This is a genomic window from Paenibacillus sp. Y412MC10, assembly GCF_000024685.1.
Classification (GTDB): Bacteria; Bacillota; Bacilli; order Paenibacillales; family Paenibacillaceae; genus Paenibacillus_AQ; species Paenibacillus_AQ lautus_A.
On the sequence record NC_013406.1, the window covers coordinates 4,386,000 to 4,404,821 of the forward strand.

The window sequence follows — 18,822 nt, forward strand, 5'->3', positions numbered from 1 at the left end:
AGGAGTGAGCATTCATGTATGAATTTCACGGCTGGGCTACCATTCAAGAGAGTCCTGCGGAAGCGGATGCCGGGCAGCTCGATATGATCATTCAGAAAATACAGCTTAAAATTACCGAATTCGCATGGGGCAGCGGCTTGTTATCCTTAAATGCGGCCAACGGCTCGTATTATCTTCATGTCGGCGGGTTTACCAACCGCAAGGGAGCCGAAGCTGCCGAGATTGTAGCGTTGTACCAATTGATCGGCGAGATTGCTCCCGGTTCATACGGTTTGCTGTACACCCGGGACGATGAGAACTTGGAAGGCTATGATAACGAGTTCCGTGTTCAAGTGCTGGCACGCGGACAATTACAGGAGCAGCGCGATGCGTTCCTCTCTCCTTGCGTGCCGGTGATCGAAGATGAAGTCGACTAACGACGATATCCGTAGGGTCCTTGCTTCGAATCTATGCGTTTCGTTGTCTTAAAAAATCCCGCATCCCTTCATGCCATGTTTCCATGGAAGACGGGGTGCGGGATTTCTGGTTTATCTGAATATGGCCTGGTTCGATGTAATACTTGGCGAACGAGCTTTTAAACAGCCCTTAAACACGTCCATTCAATTCATCGATCGTTGCTTGAACGATGATCCGTAGGCCATTCAGCATCGTTTCATGCGATAAGGTCGGCAGGGTCGGCTTCTCCACGGCCATCTCCGTCGAAGCCGGAAAATGCACGAAGCCGGCAATAGCAGACCGTTGCTCGCGCCGGATTTCATTCAGAATCGCATACATCGTATTGTTGCAAATATACGTTCCGGCTGTATTGGATACCGCTGCCGGTATCCCTGCTTCCTTCAGCCGGTCGACCATCAAACGGATCGGAAGGGTTGAGAATAATCCGTCCGGTCCGTCAACGTCTATAGGCTCGTCTTGGGGCCGTGCACCCCGGTTATCCGTCATCGTCGATTCCGGCGGTATGTCCTTGATGTTAATTGCGATCCGTTCCGGCGTAATGGCGGTCCGTCCCCCCGCCACACCGCAAGCGATGACCGCATCGGGTTCGCATGCCTTCATCTCCTGCAGCAGAATGTCCGCGCATTCGTCGTAATGCACGGGAAGAAGCAGCGTCCGGATCTCGGCGCCAGGAAAGTCCTCTTGCCGGATCTCCTCAACCAGTCTCTCCGTAGGATTGACGGAACTCCCGCCAAAGGGCTCAAAGCCTGAAATTAATATTTTTAGCATATGGCATATCTCCTGTACTCGTTATGTAAGCTGCCTGGGTCATTCGTAAATATTTTACTGATCATTACGATTGGATCGCTTGTACGTTGACGCCCTCGGCTTCAAGCCGGGATCGCAAGGTGGTGGCGAATAGCAATGCGTGCGCACCGTCTCCATGTATGCAAACGGTGTCCGCTGTTATCGGGATCCGCTTGCCGGTCAAGGATACCACCACGTTATCCTTAACCATCCTCACCACCTGCGCGACGGAAGCTTCGGGATCGGTGATGACGGCATCCGGCCGATTCCTCGGCGTGAGGGAGCCGTCGTCCTGGTACGTGCGATCCGCAAACACTTCACTGGCTGTTCGAAGCCCTGCTGCTTCCCCTGCCGCGATCAGCTCGCTGCCTGCCAATCCAAACAGAATGAGGGTCGGATCGATTTGTTTGATGGCGAAGGCAATCGCGTCTGCCAGGGGCCTGGAGGCTGCTGCCATGTTATAAAGGGCTCCATGCGGCTTTACATGCTGAAGCCCGGCTCCTTCCTGTATCGCAAAAGCCATCAAGGCCCCCACCTGATAGGTAACCATGTCATAAGCCTCAACGGGCGTAATGTCCATCCTTCTTCTTCCGAAACCGGCCAAATCGGGCAAGCCCGGATGCGCGCCGATGGCGGCGCCGCTCTCGACCGCCTGACGCACCGTTGCCCGCATGACGGCCGGATCGCCTGCATGGAACCCGCAAGCGATGTTAGCCGAGGTGATGCTTCGAAGCAGCTCCTTATCGTTGCCCAGCTTGTAAGCTCCGTAGCTCTCTCCCATATCGCAGTTCAGGTCCACTCGAACCATGGCGAAATCACCACTCCTTTAATTTATGCTTGATCATCGCTTCCATCATTCGAAGCTCCCGAGCGCGGACCGCGTATAACCGTTCCGCTTCCGCCAAGGAAATTTCCGCAAACCGGATGCTCCCGCCTGGCGGCAGCTGGGCGATCAGCGGAATATCGACCGAAGCCACCTGCGCGATTTTGGGATAGCCGCCAAGCGTCTGCCGATCCGCCATCAGAATAATCGGCTGGCCATCGGAGGGAACCTGTACCGTTCCCAATGCAACCGGCTCGGATACGTATTCCTTTGCTTGCCTTAATGTCAGCGGCGGACCGGACAATCGGTAGCCCATACGATCCGATTGCGGAGTAACGGTGAACCGATCCCGGAACAACGCTTGCTGGCTGTCGTCGTCAAAATCATCGAATTGACGTCCGTTCAGCACGCGCACCACCGCATCTTGCCCGGTGAAGTCATACCCTGAAGCAGAAACGGACCATTTCGCGGTGAGAAAACTGCCGGAATCATCAACATGAAGGTTTCGTTCAGACGAATCCACCGGAAGCCGGGAAGGATGGGCATGCAGCGTATCCCCTTGCTTGAGTGCTCTTCCCTCATATCCGCCGATTCCTGCCCTTAAATACGTGCTGAGGCTGCCCATGACCGGCGGGACATCAAATCCGCCGGATACGGACATATAAGCGCGGCACCCCGCTGCCGGCTGTTGAAAGCTCAGCACACGGCCCGCTTTGACCAGCACCGGGCGCCACATGGGCACCTTTACGCCATCGATTAGCGGCGATAAATCCCCGCCTGTAATGGCAATCCAACAATTGTCGTGAAATTCAACGGCCAATCCTGACCATGTGATCTCCAGAACGGCGTGTTCACCCTCATTGCCGACAAGTCGGTTGGCAAGCCGATAGGCATAGGCGTCCATGACTCCAGCCGTGATGATACCGTATCTGCCGTAGCCCCGTCTCCCTGTATCCTGAAGAGTCGCCAGCAGACCCGGCTTGATGACGGTCAAACTCATAGGCTCACTTCCCTTAACCGCTCGTATTCCTCGGCTTGAATGGGCCGGAACCGAATATACTGCCCGCTTTTCAACAGCGTTGGCGGCTCGGCGCCGGGACGAAACAATGCGAGCGGCGTCCGGCCGATAATCTGCCAGCCGCCCGGCGTTTCAATCGGATAGATGCCGGTTTGCGTCCCGGCGATTCCAACGGAACCAGCTGGTATTCGCAGTCTGGGCGTCTTTCTCCTCTGGGTTGCGATTTGCTCCGGGATTCCTCCTACATACGGAAACCCGGGGGCGAAACCGATGGCATAGATCAAGTAATCCTGCCCGGAATGAATCTTGACGACATCCAAGGGCGACAGATGATTCTTCCGGGCCACCTCGTCCAAATCCGGCCCAAATTCGCCTCCGTAACAAACCGGAATATCGACAACCTCGTAAGGCGTCCGGTTCTCGTCTGCCGTGTTCGCCTCCATCCGCTGTTCCAGCATCGAGCATACATATGCAAATACCGTATCGAATCCGGCAGGCTTTTCGATCTTATCAAAATCGTAGTAAACCGCGATGCTCGTAAACGACGGGATACATTCGATCCAGCCCATAAATGGCTCCCGTTCCAATCGCCTCGTCATGTCTGTGACCTGACGATGCACCCTCTCGCTCACGAAGTCCGCAAATTGAATGAGGACGGCCGAATCCCCAAGGGGGTAGAACGTATAGGACTTGCTCATCGTACATCCTCCGTTCTGTATGTACTGCCTGATCTCCGTCTATCCTGAAAGGACTATCCCTATGATAGCAGAGAAACAGGCATTCTTTGAATACGAAATTCTATTATCATCGATGAATCATGAGAAACGGGCAGCTCCGTGCCGAACATGCCGCCGGATGCTGTTGCTGCCCTTTTTGCATAAAATTTAGGCATCCTTGGCAAAATACAGAAGTCGTACTAGCATAAGGAGGTGCCACTATGAGCGAACAAAACCGTAACAGCAACGAACCGACAAAAGCGGAAGTCCAGACTACGAAATTGAACAAAATGCCGGTTCCAGGTGAATTTGACACCGAGTTCTCTGCCGAAGAAGCAGCCGAGGTGTTTGAACAGCAGCAGCCTAGCGCGGGTCAAAACACCGAAAACCAGTCATAATAACATGCAGAAGACCTCATCGATGATCTGTTGTTTACGGGATCACGGTGAGGTCTTTTTAGTCGGTCATCTAACAAGCGAACCGGATTTGAGGATTAAACCACCCTGCCTAGGATCATCGTTTATATCCCTTTGGTGCCAATCCGTTTCGCGAGCTCCGCCAAATCCTGCCCTTTGAGGGCGCCCTCCACCAGCTGCGGAAGAAGCGCAGGAGTGCATGCGAAGCAAGGGGTGCCGTCCCGGGACAGCTGTTTGGCTACCTGCTCGTCATAGAAGGGTTTACCCTCGTCGGATAAAGCGAGAAGACACATCGTCTTGACCCCCGCTTCCCGCAATTCGCGCATGCGCCGGATCAGTCCGGCCTGATTGCCGCCTTCATACAGGTCTGAAATGATGATGAACAGCGTCTTTTTCGGCTCCTCGATAAACTGCTCGCAATAAGCGACCGATTTATGAATATCCGTCCCGCCGCCGAGCTGGATCCCGAACAGCATATCCACCGGGTCATGGGCACACTGCTCGGTCAGATCAACGACTTCCGTATCGAAAACCACCACGCGGGTGTCCAGCGAGGGAATGCTGGCAAATATGGATCCTACAACCGAAGCCCAGATCACGGATTCCGCCATGGAACCGCTTTGGTCGATATCCACGATGACGGTCCATTCTTTGCTCCGTTTGGCTCTGTCAAAATAGTAAAAACGCTCCGGCACGATCTGTTTGCGGTCCGCATCATAGTTTTTCAGATTGCGCTGTATCGTCCGCTTCCAGTCGATCCCGCTGAGCGAAGGGAGCGGCGTATGCTGCCTGCGGTTCAAGGCCCCGGTCACCGCCCGGCGGATATCCTCGTGAAGGCGCTGAACCAGCTCATCCACAACCGCCTTCACCAGCTGGCGTGCCGTATCCTTCGTTTTCTCGGGGATTTTCCCCTTTAGGGACAGCAGCGTGCCGACCAGTTGTATATCCGGCTTGACCGTAGCCAGCACCTCGGGCTCAAAAAGCAGCTGCTTCCAGCCTTTTCGTTCCATGGCATCATTCTGGATGATGGACACCACGTCTTCCGGGAAAAAGGAGCGGACGTCACCCAGCCACTGCGCGAGCCGAGGGGCCGACTTCCCCTGTCCGGCTCCCCGCTGTCCCGATGGCGCGCCGCCTGCATCCGTCCCGCCGTCCGTATTATCATAAATTGCGGCCAGCGCGCGGTCCATAATGCGTTCTTCCTCCGATAGCTCGATGCTCCCGCCGGGGCTGAAGCCCGCTAACTGAGACTCTGCCGACTGGCCCAGAATGAGCCGCCATCGCGATACTTGGTTTGATTCGCGTATATTGCTCATCGCCTAAAAATCCTCAAAATCAAAATCATTCAATTCGTCCAGCATTTTCGCTTCTTCCTCCTTCAAGTCACCGGTCAAAATCTCGGCGGCCTGCTCTGCGTTCACGCCCCATAATTCGCCAAGCAGCTCGGCAATCATCGTCTTTTCCTTTGGCGAGAAGCTGCTGAACGCCCTGCGCAGAAAAACAAGGGCGCGCGCGAACTCCTCATCATCCAGGGACAGGATGTATTCATTCAGCTGCTCCCACAAGCTTAACCGTGATAGCAGGGCATAACGGTTCCGCATCGATAAGCCCTCGAACCATCCAGCCCCCAAATCGGCCGGAATGCCGGGGGAGAGTCTGCGCGAAACTTCTTTGGCGCACTGCTGCGCGGAAATCGCGTTCCGCTCCATTAAGACCGCGCAGGCATACCCCGACAGACGGGCATTGAGGTCATCCCTTTCCGACAAATGCCGAAGCTCTTGCAGCCAAAGTTCCTCGTCTACCTGCTCGGCATGCTCCATCGCAACGCTGTTCAGCTCATTCATAGCGGTGATCATCGAGCCGGACACCTCATCGCTGCACTGGCTGCCATCAAGCAGGAACAAGCAAGCGCGCATAAACAGCTGCTGAAGCAGCGGCACTAACGGCTCCGTATCCATTCGCCGGACCCCGCCATAACGGATCATCACGGATAACGACCGGGAAGCGGCCGCGATCTGTACGACATCACGGCTGTCCACAGCCAGCTTCTGCAGGGTCTGCCTGCCTGCTTCCATCTGGTGAATCATCCCGCACTCATAGGCGATTCGGATAAGCGAAGAGGCTTCGGCAATCGAGCTGCAGTCCGCCAGCTTCTGTTGGAGCATATAAGCGGCAGCTACTTCTACCGTCTCTCCCAGCAGCGTAGACTCCACGACCTGGATTTCAACCTCAGGCGTCCATTTCACAACCCAGTGCTCCGCCCACGCCGCCTGCTCCTGCCCGCTCGGCCTCGCGCTGACGAAGTCAATCCCCAGCAGCTTCAAGCGGTGAAACAAGAAGGAACGGTTCAAATCCAGATAGGCGGATTCTTTCGAAGCAACCCTCCGGTTTTCGCGCAAATCCAGAATTACATCGTTGGCCACAACCGATTTATATTTCTCCAGCTTCAACCTTTTGAGCTGGCGGTTCAGGTCGTCCTGGATCGGCGTCTGGCTGACGCCTTCGGCCAGCTCGCCGATCGCCGTGCCGATATCCGTTCGGGCAAGCTCCTCTGCCACGACGGCAAGCTCACCGCGCCCAAGCAGCGTCTGGGCCGCATCCCGCAAATCCCGCAAGGTGGGGATGCCGCCCCCATGGAGCGCGGCGAGCGACTCCGCCAGCCGGACGGCTTCGATCACTTCTGCCGTTGACCGGTGGGTCCCTTTCTTTCTCATCGAGCCCGCCACCAAGGATAAATACTGATGCGGCAATTCCGTTAGCGCGCCTTTCAGCATCCGTTCCCACATCATTTCAAAATAATGGGGAGCCGCATTTCCTGCGCCATAGCCGGAAATAGACGACAGTTTATAGTAAGAGTATGGCATCAGGGTCAGTTTGGTTGCCCGGGAAGGCAGCTGAGTTAATTCCTCGTCGCTCATCGGGTTAGACAAATCGCTAAGGGCAGGGGCATGGTATGCCCCGCAGACGACGACAATGCGTTCGGGCTCATGCCCCGCCGCAATCGCTTCAACAATCTGACGGCGCATGTAAGACTCCCGGACGGCATTGTAGGCGTACTCCACTGTATCCTCAAGCCGTTCTCTCTCCTCCGAAAGTTCTCGCATATGCCCGGAAAAAGCCGTTATGGATTGCCGGTAAGACCCCGCGTTTAAATTATGTTCATAACTCCGCTCCCAGTACATATCGTAATCGTATTCGCCAGCAAGCTCGGCTATCCGCTCATATACGGATTTTCCGGCCGGCAGGCTATCATTCGACGGCTCTGCTGCACCTGAAACGCTTCCCGGCTTCCCGGCTTCGGACTCTTCCCCGCCAGAACCGCCTACCGGGCTGCGGCGGAGCTCCTGAAGGCATACGGCAGAGGACGACGGCAGATCGATAAATGCGGCGTAGGCTCCGTGCTTCTGCGCCCATTTCATCGCCTGATATTCCGGAGAATATACCGCAAAAGGCCAAAGTACGGTTTGTACCGGCACTTCTTCGGTAAATGCCAATATGGCAACCGGCGGCTTTGTCGTGGCATGGGCCAGATGCCGGATTTCCCCGCTTGCGTCAGACGGTCCTTCAATGAGGACGGCGGTGGGATCAATCTCATCCAGAAAATCTACTAAATGCTTCGCACCGGCGGGTGACAAATGCCGAACGCCAAAAACATGGATGCCGGCGGCATTCACTTGTTTATCTCCTTACATGCTTGATATAAGCCCCGCCACTCGGCACCGCGCTTTTTCATCACGTTGTCGAGATATTCCTTCCACACGAGCCGGTCCTTATCATCATCCTTCACGATCGCGCCTTGAAGTCCTGCTGCCAAATCCTCGTCGGTGAGCTCCCCGCTGCCAAAGCTGGCTGCCAGCGCCATGCTGTTGGTCAGGAGCGAAATCGCTTCAGCCGTCGAGATTACCCCGGCAGGAGACTTCACTTTTTCCTTTTTATCCAGGGTCATGCCGCTGCGCAGCTCGCGAAAGATGGTAACTACCTTAAGCAGTGCTTCATCTGCAGGAGCAGCAGCCTGAAGATCGTAAGAGGAAGCAATCTCCGACACCCGTTTCTTCACGATTTCGATTTCGGTTTCCAGATCCGCAGGAGCCGGAAGCACGATGATGTTGAAACGGCGCTTCAGCGCGGTCGACATCTCATTGACCCCGCGGTCTCTTGTATTCGCTGTAGCGATAATCGAGAAGCCTTTTCGGGCATTCATTTCTTTTCCGAGTTCAGGCACTGATATCGTCTTTTCGGACAAAATGGAGATGAGGGCATCCTGTACCTCCGAGGCGCAGCGGGAAATCTCTTCGAACCGGGCGATCCCGCCCGCTTCCATCGCCCGCATGATCGGGCTCTGCACCAGCGCTTCGGGGGTAGGGCCTTGGGCAAGCAGCATGGCGTAGTTCCAGGAATACCGCACGTGTTCTTCGCTTGTTCCAGCCGTGCCCTGTACGACCAATCCGGAATTTCCATAGATTGCTGCCGCCAGATTTTCGGACAGCCAGGATTTGGCCGTGCCCGGTTCCCCGATCAATAACAGGGCGCGGTCGGTTACCAGGGTAGCGACCGCCATCTCGATCAGTCGTTGGTTTCCGATATATTTAGGCGTGATTTCCGTCTTGCCGGCCTTGCCGCCAACGATGAATTTGAGTACGGATTGAGGGGACATCTGCCATCCGGCAGGAATTTTCCCGGTATCCTCCTTGCGCAGCGCTTCCAGCTCATGACGAAACAGTATTTCCGCGGGCTGACGCATGATATCTTCCAATTGCTCTTGACCTGCTCCCATGGTTCCACTCCTTAATATTTATTGTTCTTTCATCTTGCGAAGGATATATCGAAGCTGATCCTCGGCGTTGTCCTTGTAGTTGCCCAGGACCGCATGAACGCGGTCATGATAATCTGCAGGCAACCGGCACAGCTGCGAGAATGTAAAAGGCTCGATCATGTAGCAGTCCTGATTGCGCTTATCCTCAAGAGCGGCCACAACAGCTTCAAACAGCTCTTCATCCTTTATGCCGGTACGAACAAGACCCATAATAATCAGATTGGCAAACCGGTTGCGGAATTCCGGCGAATTCTGCAGCTTTGCCAGCAAATACGATTCGGCTTTCCGATGTCCCCGGCGGGCGAACGCGCTGACCAGCGCCAGCTCATCCTGCTCGATCAACAGCTCCAGCCATCTGTCATCCCAGCACGCCAGCAGCTGCTCTTGCGGGAGCATCTCCACGTAATACGTGTAGCTCTCCTTGCCCGCAAACGGCATTACTTCCTCATAACGCTTATACTGCCTGGTGATTACCAGATCAGATAGGGTATCCAAAAGCTTTTTCCGCTCTTTGGCCGCGTTGCTGAGCGGCGACGAGGCGAAGCCTTGCAACAGAACGTCCTTGTATTGTTCATATACGCGTTCAGGCGGCAGCACGCGCGTTGCTTTTTGGAATACCTCGCGGACATAAGAGCCGCTGTGTCTATATTGCTCTAAATCATTCTCCGCATTTTGGCGCAGCAGTTCCCTGGCTTCCCCGGAATCCACGCGATTCATGTAGATGACCGCTTCATTCATCAGATAGGTCCATCCCAGAGACTTGATGTATAAGGCATACTGCTGAAGCACGTTCCGGTACAGCTCCTCGAGCTCCGGATTTTGTTTGTCGTGCAGGGCCCACAAACAGCGTTTCACCTTGATCCAGCTTTCCTCCAGCTTTTGCTTGTCGCCCAGGGATTCGGAAACCGATTGAAGCTCCGCCGACAAGTCTCGTACAAGCCAATCCGTCAACAGGGCGGAACGGCATCTGCCTAAGGCAGGATTCACCAGCTCTTTGTCTTTTCCTTGAGCGGCTTCATACAACCGCCCCACGGCTTGATCGGAACCGTTCTCGGCCAGCGCGCCGTAGGCCGCCTCGCGGATGACCTTCTTCTTGCTCCTGCTCCATTCCATCAGATCCGCTTCAAACTCTTCGTACGGCGCAAGCAATTTGATCGCCATGCACCGCACCTCGTCGCTGCCGATCTCGGCCGCTTGGCGGATCAGCTCCAGCGCTTCCTTCCCGCCTGCTGCCGCCATCACCTTCAGCTTGCGTGATTCCGGCTTTCCGCCCGCCGGATTAAAGCTTTCCATCAGAAACGGAACGATTTCCGGGCCGTACGCCGGCAGTATCTCATTGGCCGCGAGCTCGCCAATCTCGACGTAGGGGTCATTCAACGCTTCGATTGCAAGGTATACCAGACGGAAATCCCGGAACACCCCTTCCTTCCACGCTTCTTCTATGATCTCGTAACGGCCGCTGCCCGTCGTGGTCAGGGCGGTCTGTACTGCTGAAAGCTTGCGGTAGGATAAATGGGATGACAGCGGAACCGGATGATGGTCTGCCTGAAACAGTTCTCCCTCGGGTGCTGTCGTTCCTTGCGTATGCAGCACGGAGCTCAGCAGCTGGTTTAAATCCTGAAGCAACTGTGCGGACTGGTTTTCCTTCCCGGAATCCGGCTCGATCAAGGCAAGGATTCCTTCGCCCAATCGTTTGAACACGGGAGCGCGTTCTCCCAGTTGTTGAAACTGCGGCAGCAGCCGCTTCAGGCGGAAATCGCCTGCCGCGAGCTCGCTGCCGGCGATATATAAACGCCTAACCTCTTGGTTAAGCTCCTGCAGTAATGCCGTACTCATGTTCGCTTTCCTCCTTCGTTACCCTGCTTAGTACAATAGCCGGATGATTTCGTTCGTCGTAATGATGCTTAGCGGCTGTGCCCAGAGACGGCCCGTCGCAAGGTTGTGCTCAAACATAACCAGCATGGATACGCTGCTCAGCTTCTCCTCCGGCAAATACCGCAGCATCGGCACGGTTGGTTCCATATACACATCGGCCAGCCCGATCGACTGCCCGGATTCATCCGTAATGGCGTATTGCCCTTCAGCGTTCCGGCCGATCCCGGATACATGCAGCAGCATGACGGGGTTGCTGTCGCTAAGCGGATTCTTGAGCTGGTTCTTCACCTTTTTAACGGCTTCAGCATAAGAACCTGCCGCATGGTTGCGAATCCATTCCAGATCCTCTTCCGTTACCGGACTTGAGGTCATTTCTTCAAAGCGAACACGCCGGTTCATATCTCCCGGGTAGCGATACAGTACAGGGACATGGGCTTTATCAAAGAAGCTGTCTTCTTCCCGCATCAGCTTGGCGGCTTTATAAGGACGGTATTGGATCGTTCGGTGGATTTCGCCGCTGTCCTTCTGGATCCAATATCCGGTATCCACATGCTCCAGCCGCGCATCGTCGGCATAACTCAGAAATGAAAGCTGCACCAGCTCTGCTCCTTCGTTCACTAACCCATAGCTCTGCAGCTCGGTCAGCTGCCATGCATGCCCCAGCCATTCCTCTATCGTCGACTCGTGGTCCAGCCTCATATCCGGATCCTCAAGTTTTGTGGTCAGGAACTGTTTGCCCTTCTTGATCATTGCGTTCATGACGGCAAGCTGCCCCACCGCATATGTATAAGCTTTCTCCTGGTCTTCGGATGACAGAACCAGCGCCAGGCGGCGGAGTTCCGTCTGAGCACCCGATAAGTAATAATTGCCCATCTGCTTCACATGCTCCTGGATCCGCTTATGTTCTTTTTTGTCCAATGTCCCGAGACCGTTCCGGATCAACGAGTGTATAAGCTTTTCCAATACGTCCAAGCCTTCCAGCTGCGCTTGGAGTTTCTTTTTTAACGCCGATTTGTTAACCTTCTTCGGTTTGGGTGCTGCTCCTTCGGCTGCTTCTTTGAGCTTGCGCTCTTCCCGCTTCTCCGCCTTCTCCCGCTTGGCGGCCAAATCCTCCGGCACCTCGGCGGGGGTGAACGACGCTCCGCCTGCATAAGCATATAGCAGTCCAAGCACATGTTTGCACGGAAACTGCCGGCTCGGGCAGGTGCACCGCATGACCGGCTTCTCCGGCACCGCAAAATCGGCAGACGGCTGGTAATCGGAACTTCCGCTGCCGGCACAGGTGCCGAACAACACGGCTTGATCCTCGGAATGATGCAGCTTGAGGAAACGTCCTTTTTTTACCAGACCTTGCCCGTTCTTAATGGCGGCGCTATTCGGTGCCTGCGAATCGATCCATGTCTCTGTAATCTCGACCAAACTCATACCCTCCTAAATCAAATCGCTGCGTTCAATAAACAGCAATAATATCCATTACGTTTAATCATATCGAATCTTCGCCCTGCTCCCTACCCTTCTAAAGACCTATTTAAGAACACCCATTCCTATTTAATCCATCATCCTCCTCCTTAAATGGAACATATTGTTATATTATGCTGCCGTTAAAATAAAAAAGAGCCGGCTTAGCCGGTTCTTCGAAATTTGCTATCACCCAGGAGTAGACGAACGCGCGCAATGCGGACTTAAAGATCGCCTCCGGCGTTCGCTTATCCCTTTTGTCTCCGATGCCGTTAGTCTTTTCGCGCTTGATACCGCCCTGTTCGAATCTCGAGAATATACGATTCAGGGTGGGGCATGCCGGACTCCAACGCATCCTGCACGGCTTGTTCGATCGGATACGGCACACGGATGCATTGAATGTTTAACGGCGCGGGATCTTCGCTTCCATAGACTCCCTCCAGAACGACGTAAGACGCCTCGGGCAATTCAAGTGGATTGCCGACGCTGCCGGTATTAAACAGCGTTCTCCCGTCCAGATGCTGGTGATAGGCATTATGGATATCGCCGTAACCGGCGACGTCCGCAATTCTCGGGCTGCCGCACAGCGGGGAGCTGTGAAACAAGGTAGCCCGCTTCTCCTGGTCATCCCAGGGCTGGATCCGTTCGTACACGCTTCGCGGCGAAGCATGAAACAGCCGGACCCATTTACCGCTCATCATGAATTCTATGACATAAGGGAGGCCGGCAAGATATTGCAGCCTCTCGCTTCCGAGTCTATGCTGATGCCATAGCAGCGACGGATCATCGGTCTCATTGCCAATAAAGTCGTCCCAATTCCCCTTAATGACCTGCTGGCAATGGGTTCGTACCATATCCACCGCCACATCGCCGTGCGGGCCCTTGCCGATCAAGTCGCCCAGGCAATAGATGGTTTCTATTCCGCGGCGTTGGATATCCCTAAGAACCGCCTCCAGTGCAGGGATATTTCCGTGTATGTCGGAGATTAATGCAAATTGCGCCATCAGCCGGCCTCCAAACTTTGTTTATTTCGGTTTGCTATGGTTATGGCGGAGTTGCTTTTCGTATATTCATCCTATGTCTCTTTTTAGCCAAGGATGAACCGGTTCAGCGATTCACGCCGTGCTCCAAAATCAGGTCTTTGGATTTACCAATCCAGCACTTCATTTTCCATACAATATTAACTTATAATGAAAATAGTTTGAAGCTATTCTATAAGAAAGTCAAAGGAAGGAGGTTTTGCCGTTCCATGCATTGCCGTCCGGAAGCGTTCGGGCACGCGATGCTTGTTTCAACTACATCGGCAGTACATAACGTGCATTGGAAGGAGGCAATTATACGCCGGAACGTGCCAAATCCTTATTTTGGATGTTTTAATTTTTAGTCTATTGTATTAAGGTAATCATATATTTTTACTCACGCAAGCTTGGTAACTGAATAAGATTTAAGCATCACCGACTTCACCACGTTAGGAGGCTGACGATAGTGAATACACGCAGGATGGTTAGCTTAGGGTTACTGATTCTTGTCTTGATCATCAGCGGTTGTACGGGAAATGCTTCAACCGAAAAAACGAAAACGCTTACACTTTGGTATTGGAACCGAAGCCTGGACGATGAGCTGATTAAGTCTGTTGAAAAGGAGTTTCCGGGTATCCGCATCGACGCGCAAAAAATCGGAGGCGACTTCAAATCGAAATTAAAAACAACGCTGGCCGCCGGCTCCGGAGGGCCGGACATCGTCGCATTTAACGACTGGGTGGCGGAGCTGTTTACGAGTTCGGATCGCTTCTACGATCTGTATGAGCTTGGCGCCAAAGAAATCGAACCGGATTTCCTGGATTGGAAATGGAAGCTCGGCGTTACGCCGGAAGGCGCCATGATCGCCCTGCCGATCGATACGGGGCCAACGGCTTTATACTACAGAGCGGATTTGTTCGAGGAAGCCGGACTTCCGACCGAACCGGAAGATGTCCACGAGCAGCTCGGCTCCTGGGTTCAATATTTCGAGGCGGGACAGAAGCTGCAGGAGCATTTTGATCAAAAAGTGAAAATGCTCGATAACATCACGAACATTTATACCCAAATCAATGCCCAATCCGATCGCATCTATTTTGCCGAGGATGGAACGTTCATCGGCGAGTCTGCGGAATCCTCGATGAAAACGGCCTGGAATACGGCGGTAAAGGCCTCCCAAATGAAGCTGAGCGCCAACGTCAACACTTCTTCCTCAGAGTGGAATGCCGCCATGAACAACGGGCGGGTCGCTTCCTTTGTCGGTGCGGTCTGGATGAAGGAAATACTCATGCAGGCGGCGCCGGACACCACCGGCAAATGGAGGGTAGCCCGTGCACCTGGCGGTGACGGCAACAACGGCGGTTCCTTCCTTGCCATTATGAAGACAAGTAAATATCCGCAGGAAGCATTTGATGTCATGAAATACATTCAGAACCCGGAAAATCAGGTTCAGTCCTTTAAGAAGATCAACCTCTTCCCTTCCGCCAAGGACGCGCTGGATGCACCCGTCATGAAGGAACCCGAAGAATTTTTCGGAAATCAGGCGACCGGCGAGGTGTTCTCGGAATCTGCACGAAACGTTAAGCCGGCTTATTTCGGCGGGAAGTTCGCGAATGTCAACGGCATTGTCAATCGAGAGCTGTCCTCGGTTGCCCTTCAGGGCAAAAATCCCGATAAAGCCTGGGCCGACGCGCTGGCCAGGGTCAAAAAAGAACTGCTGCGCTGACCAAGGTTCTTGTTTTGCGAGGTATGGCTTTCCGATTGTTAGGAGTACTTAAATACCAACCGCTACAGGAGGTACAGTACGATGGATAATCCAATGCTGAATCGCACGCCCGTGGAACAGAAGCCTGTTCCCAAGCATCCGAAATCCCAAGACCGACTGTCTGCACAGATCTGGAAGCACCGCAAAGAATATTTGGCGATATCCCCTTTTTACATTCTATTTGCCATCTTCGGGCTGTTCCCGATCGCCTTTTCCATGTTCCTGTCCTTTCAAAAATGGGACGGCATCGGCGAGATGACCTATAACGGTCTCAATAACTATCAATTCATGCTGACCGATCCGGAATTTTGGAGAGCCGTCGGCAATACACTGCTGATCTGGATTTACTCCACGATACCGATGCTGTTCATCGCGCTGGTCGTGGCTTTCCTGCTAAATGCATCGTTCGTCCGTTTCCGCACCTTCTTTCGCATCGGTTATTTCCTGCCCAACGTCACCTCGCTTGTTGCGGTTGCCATCGTGTTCGGCACGGTCTTCTCGAACAACTACGGTCTCCTCAACTATATGTTGTCCTTGCTCGGCCTCAACTCCGTCGAATGGTTGAATAAGACGTGGGGCATTCAGCTAGCCATTTCGGTCATGGTTATATGGAGATGGGCGGGATATAACGCCATCATCTATCTTGCCGGGCTGCAGAGCATCCCGACGGTTCTGTACGAGGCAGCCAAGATCGACGGAGCCACCGGCATTCAATCCTTTTTCAGAATCACCATTCCCAATCTAAGGCCCATCATTCTCTTTACGGTCATTACGTCAACCATCGGCGGCATGCAGATCTTCACCGAGCCGCAAGTGCTGGTCGGCAATGACGGCGGCGTAAGCGGCGGCGGGATGACCATCGTCCTCTACCTGTACCGCGAAGCCTTCGTGAACAACTATTTCGGATATGGCGCTGCCGTCGGCTGGGGCATGTTCCTGCTCATCGCCCTCTTTTCCATCGTGAACTGGAAAATGGTGCAGGGCAGTCCTTCCAATGACTGAAAATGGGGGTGAATCGTATGTTCAAATGGAAATCCATTCTGCTGCACACCGGGTTGATCGCCGGATTGATCTTATCCATTTTTCCCTTCTACTGGCTGCTTGTGATGGCGACGCGCACCACTTCGGATATCTACAGCTTTCCTCCGAAACTATGGTTCGGTCCGCACTTGCTTGATAACGTGTCGAGGGTTCTGAGCAGCATCGACTTCTTCGGCGCCTTCTGGAATACCCTGTTCGTCGCTTCCGCTTGTACGCTGCTGGTCTTATTCTTCGATTCCCTGGCCGGATTCACGTTCGCCAAATTCCAGTTCCCGGGCAAAAAATGGCTGTTTGTCCTGCTGCTTGCCACCATGATGGCGCCCGCACAATTATCCTTGGTGCCTTCGTTTGTCATTATGGCAGAATTCGGATGGGTGGGCACCTACAAGGCCCTGATCATTCCGGGAATGGTCAACGCCTTCGGAATCTTCTGGATCAGGCAGTATGCACAGGAATCGGTACCTTCGGAGCTTCTCGATGCCGGTAAAATCGACGGCTGCGGTTTCTTCCGCCTCTATTGGAACATATCGCTGCCGATTCTGCGGCCCGCTTTATCGTTCTTGGCAGCCTTCACGTTCATCGGGGTATGGAACGACTATCTGTGGCCGCTCATCATTCTAAATGATGAGAACAAGTTCACCTTGCAGGTTGCGTTATCATCATTAAACGGAATATATACCACCGACTATTCGATGGTCATTGCCGGCACGCTGCTCGCGGTCATCCCGCTGATCGTCATGTTCTTGTTCATCAGCAAGCAATTCATTTCCGATATCGCCGCAGGCGCGATTAAGAGTTAACGGCAAAGGAGCTGCCTCCAGGTGTTATGCCTGACAGGCAGCTCCTTTCTATATTCCGGTCCAAGACGTACGCGCTACGGCACCATGACCAGCTGTTCATTTTCTTTCGTCCCTGCCTCTTCTGCTGAATCGGCTGTCTCCTCCCTTTTCAGTTCTGCCGTTTCATCCAGCTTTTTGCGTCCCATTAAAGTTGCTGCCAGAAGCGCTAACGCTGCAGGAACGATAGCCCAGGCAAACGTAGCCGCGATGGAGGAAGCGAGCGTGTCCGAGATCGGCTTGAGCAGGTCGGACGGAATCCATGATCTCGTCTCCGGTGCCAATAAGATGTGAGGATCCTTAAGATCGAATCCTTCAGGAAGCCCACCGGTGTTCATCACGTCCGATCCCGATGTTAAGGAACCGGTGAAGGATCGGCTCTGTATCAACCCGAACACCGTAATGCCAATGGTCATTCCAAGCGACCGCGTGAAATTGAAGGTCGAGCTCGCCATCCCGCGCTGTTTATAGGATAAGCCATGCATGACCGCCGTTCCCAGCACGGAGAACGATCCGCCGATGCCAAGCCCGATCAGAACCATGTACAGGGTAACGATGAACCTGCTGGATTCCGCGGTTAACGTCGAAGCGAGCACCATCCCTCCCGTAAACAGGATCAGCGTCGGGATCATGATGCTTCGATACGAGATTTTACTCATCAGAAAACCGCTGACCGTCGCCGTGACGACCGAGCCCACCATCATCGGCAGCAGGACCAGCCCCGAGTTCGTTGCGCTTCCGCCGAGCACGCCTTGTATGAAAATCGGAATGTAAACGGAAGCCACGATGAAGGATCCTCCGCTAAACAAGCCGCACAGCACGCTTGAGGTATAGAGTTTATTCTTGAATAAATGAAACGAGATGATCGGCTCCTCCGCCCTTCTCTCGGCAAGCACGAAGAGCACAAGCATAACGGCGGCAGCACCAAACAAAGCCAGGATGAACCAGGAATCCCATGCCCATTGCTTCCCTCCAAGCTCAAGCGCGAACATGAAACAGATCACGCCCGCAAGGAGCGTGGTTGCTCCCTTCCAATCAATCGGCTGTTTGGAACGTTCATGCGATTCCTTATAGAATACCGTCACCATCAGGAAGGCCACGATGCCGATCGGCAAATTAATATAGAATATCCATTGCCAGGTAATATGATCCGTAATATAAGCGCCTGCGAGCGGCCCGAAAATGCTGGATAATCCAAAGACGGCTCCGAACAAACCGGTGAGCTTTCCGCGCTTCTCCAGCGGCACGGTGTCGAACATGATCGCGAATGCAATCGGGATGAGCGCACCGCCCCCTACGCCTTGCACGGCCCGATACAGCGCCAGTTCCGTGATGGAGCTTGCCGTACCGCACAGCACGGAGCCCAGCATGAATACAATCATCCCGAACACAAAGAATTTTTTGCGCCCATACATATCGGACAGTTTGCCGAAGATCGGCATCCCCGCAAGCTCGGCAACCATATACGCGGAGGTCACCCATACGAAATGATCAAGTCCTCCGAGCTCCCCGACGATGTTTCCCATGGCGGTTGCTACGATCGTATTGTCCATGGAGGCCATCAAGATGCCGAGCAGCAGGCCGGCAAGCACGATAGGCAGTTTGTTGTTGTTGGCTGTTTGTGTCTTCAAGTTCTCATACACTCCTTCTAAGTAGGTTTCCTTAGTACTGCAGTCATTGTAAATCGAAAAGTATGACAGGTGACTGTCACACTTTTGTCCCCGATTCCGTTATTTTTTATCAAACGCTCTTATTCAAGCAGCCTAATGGCTTTATGTTCGCATGCAGGGTAGCGTATAATCG

General features: G+C 53.8%; 16 protein-coding genes. 5 read left to right on the forward strand and 11 right to left on the reverse strand.

Annotated elements, in window-relative coordinates; genetic code table 11:
- The first annotated feature begins 14 nt into the window (after positions 1-14).
- A complete protein-coding gene (locus tag GYMC10_RS18890; protein WP_009591043.1) occupies positions 15-416 on the forward strand; it encodes an immunity 7 family protein in 402 nt (133 codons plus the stop codon).
- 169 nt (positions 417-585) lie between these two features.
- Here the strand turns inward: GYMC10_RS18890 and GYMC10_RS18895 are convergent, their stop codons facing one another.
- From GYMC10_RS18895 to pxpB, 4 genes are all read right to left on the reverse strand, one after another.
- A complete protein-coding gene (locus GYMC10_RS18895; protein WP_015736024.1) occupies positions 586-1,224 on the reverse strand; it encodes a pyroglutamyl-peptidase I in 639 nt (212 codons plus the stop codon).
- Positions 1,225-1,288: 64 nt separating this feature from the next.
- Positions 1,289-2,050, reverse strand: coding sequence for a LamB/YcsF family protein (locus tag GYMC10_RS18900; protein WP_015736025.1), 762 nt, complete (start codon positions 2,048-2,050; stop codon positions 1,289-1,291).
- Between the two features lie 7 nt (positions 2,051-2,057).
- A complete protein-coding gene (locus tag GYMC10_RS18905; protein ID WP_015736026.1) occupies positions 2,058-3,065 on the reverse strand; it encodes a biotin-dependent carboxyltransferase family protein in 1,008 nt (335 codons plus the stop codon).
- The gene (pxpB, locus tag GYMC10_RS18910) at positions 3,062-3,781 is read right to left on the reverse strand and encodes a 5-oxoprolinase subunit PxpB (protein WP_015736027.1); all 720 of its coding nucleotides are present in this window, start codon (positions 3,779-3,781) and stop codon (positions 3,062-3,064) included. The genes GYMC10_RS18905 and pxpB overlap by 4 nt, the downstream gene beginning before the upstream one ends.
- 239 nt (positions 3,782-4,020) lie before the next feature.
- Here pxpB and GYMC10_RS32585 point away from each other — a divergent pair, with 239 nt between their 5' ends.
- Positions 4,021-4,197 carry a hypothetical protein gene (locus GYMC10_RS32585; protein ID WP_015736028.1) on the forward strand — a complete coding sequence of 59 codons (177 nt, stop codon included), beginning with the start codon at positions 4,021-4,023 and terminating at the stop codon, positions 4,195-4,197.
- Between the two features lie 122 nt (positions 4,198-4,319).
- On the opposite strand, the gene GYMC10_RS18915 is transcribed toward GYMC10_RS32585, so the two are convergent.
- The 6 genes from GYMC10_RS18915 to GYMC10_RS18940 form a co-directional block, all read right to left on the reverse strand.
- Positions 4,320-5,531, reverse strand: coding sequence for a VWA domain-containing protein (locus GYMC10_RS18915; protein ID WP_015736029.1), 1,212 nt, complete (start codon positions 5,529-5,531; stop codon positions 4,320-4,322).
- A gap of 3 nt (positions 5,532-5,534) precedes the next feature.
- Positions 5,535-7,889 carry a DUF5682 family protein gene (locus GYMC10_RS18920; protein WP_015736030.1) on the reverse strand — a complete coding sequence of 785 codons (2,355 nt, stop codon included), beginning with the start codon at positions 7,887-7,889 and terminating at the stop codon, positions 5,535-5,537.
- Entirely contained in the window at positions 7,886-8,989 is a 1,104-nt protein-coding gene (locus GYMC10_RS18925; RefSeq protein ID WP_009591055.1) for an ATP-binding protein, read from the reverse strand. Before GYMC10_RS18925 ends, GYMC10_RS18920 begins: the two co-directional genes overlap by 4 nt.
- 18 nt (positions 8,990-9,007) lie before the next feature.
- A complete protein-coding gene (locus GYMC10_RS18930) occupies positions 9,008-10,864 on the reverse strand; it encodes a HEAT repeat domain-containing protein (protein WP_015736031.1) in 1,857 nt (618 codons plus the stop codon).
- 27 nt (positions 10,865-10,891) lie between these two features.
- On the reverse strand, positions 10,892-12,322 hold the full coding sequence (locus GYMC10_RS18935) for an SWIM zinc finger domain-containing protein (RefSeq protein WP_015736032.1): 1,431 nt from the start codon (positions 12,320-12,322) through the stop codon (positions 10,892-10,894).
- 311 nt (positions 12,323-12,633) lie between these two features.
- Positions 12,634-13,365, reverse strand: a complete 732-nt coding sequence (locus GYMC10_RS18940; RefSeq protein WP_015736033.1) for a metallophosphoesterase family protein — start codon at positions 13,363-13,365, stop codon at positions 12,634-12,636.
- 481 nt (positions 13,366-13,846) lie between these two features.
- Here GYMC10_RS18940 and GYMC10_RS18945 point away from each other — a divergent pair, with 481 nt between their 5' ends.
- The 3 genes from GYMC10_RS18945 (at position 13,847) to GYMC10_RS18955 (ending at position 16,983) form a co-directional block, all read left to right on the forward strand.
- Positions 13,847-15,103: an extracellular solute-binding protein gene (locus GYMC10_RS18945; RefSeq protein WP_015736034.1), complete on the forward strand. Its 1,257-nt coding sequence runs from the start codon at positions 13,847-13,849 to the stop codon at positions 15,101-15,103.
- Between the two features lie 81 nt (positions 15,104-15,184).
- Complete coding sequence (locus GYMC10_RS18950; protein ID WP_015736035.1) at positions 15,185-16,144, forward strand: carbohydrate ABC transporter permease; 960 nt, start codon at positions 15,185-15,187, stop codon at positions 16,142-16,144.
- 17 nt (positions 16,145-16,161) lie between these two features.
- Positions 16,162-16,983, forward strand: a complete 822-nt coding sequence (locus GYMC10_RS18955; RefSeq protein WP_015736036.1) for a carbohydrate ABC transporter permease — start codon at positions 16,162-16,164, stop codon at positions 16,981-16,983.
- A 74-nt stretch (positions 16,984-17,057) separates the two neighbouring features.
- Here the strand turns inward: GYMC10_RS18955 and GYMC10_RS18960 are convergent, their stop codons facing one another.
- A complete protein-coding gene (locus GYMC10_RS18960) occupies positions 17,058-18,650 on the reverse strand; it encodes an MDR family MFS transporter (RefSeq protein WP_015736037.1) in 1,593 nt (530 codons plus the stop codon).
- Positions 18,651-18,822: the final 172 nt, after the last annotated feature.

Coding starts and splice junctions, on each gene's coding strand:
- GYMC10_RS18890 (WP_009591043.1), top strand. CDS start 15: ATGTATGAATTTCACGGCTGGGCTACCATTCAAGAGAGTCCTGCGGAA.
- GYMC10_RS18895 (WP_015736024.1), bottom strand. CDS start 1,224: ATGCTAAAAATATTAATTTCAGGCTTTGAGCCCTTTGGCGGGAGTTCC.
- GYMC10_RS18900 (WP_015736025.1), bottom strand. CDS start 2,050: ATGGTTCGAGTGGACCTGAACTGCGATATGGGAGAGAGCTACGGAGCT.
- GYMC10_RS18905 (WP_015736026.1), bottom strand. CDS start 3,065: ATGAGTTTGACCGTCATCAAGCCGGGTCTGCTGGCGACTCTTCAGGAT.
- pxpB (WP_015736027.1), bottom strand. CDS start 3,781: ATGAGCAAGTCCTATACGTTCTACCCCCTTGGGGATTCGGCCGTCCTC.
- GYMC10_RS32585 (WP_015736028.1), top strand. CDS start 4,021: ATGAGCGAACAAAACCGTAACAGCAACGAACCGACAAAAGCGGAAGTC.
- GYMC10_RS18915 (WP_015736029.1), bottom strand. CDS start 5,531: ATGAGCAATATACGCGAATCAAACCAAGTATCGCGATGGCGGCTCATT.
- GYMC10_RS18925 (WP_009591055.1), bottom strand. CDS start 8,989: ATGGGAGCAGGTCAAGAGCAATTGGAAGATATCATGCGTCAGCCCGCG.
- GYMC10_RS18930 (WP_015736031.1), bottom strand. CDS start 10,864: ATGAGTACGGCATTACTGCAGGAGCTTAACCAAGAGGTTAGGCGTTTA.
- GYMC10_RS18940 (WP_015736033.1), bottom strand. CDS start 13,365: ATGGCGCAATTTGCATTAATCTCCGACATACACGGAAATATCCCTGCA.
- GYMC10_RS18950 (WP_015736035.1), top strand. CDS start 15,185: ATGGATAATCCAATGCTGAATCGCACGCCCGTGGAACAGAAGCCTGTT.
- GYMC10_RS18955 (WP_015736036.1), top strand. CDS start 16,162: ATGTTCAAATGGAAATCCATTCTGCTGCACACCGGGTTGATCGCCGGA.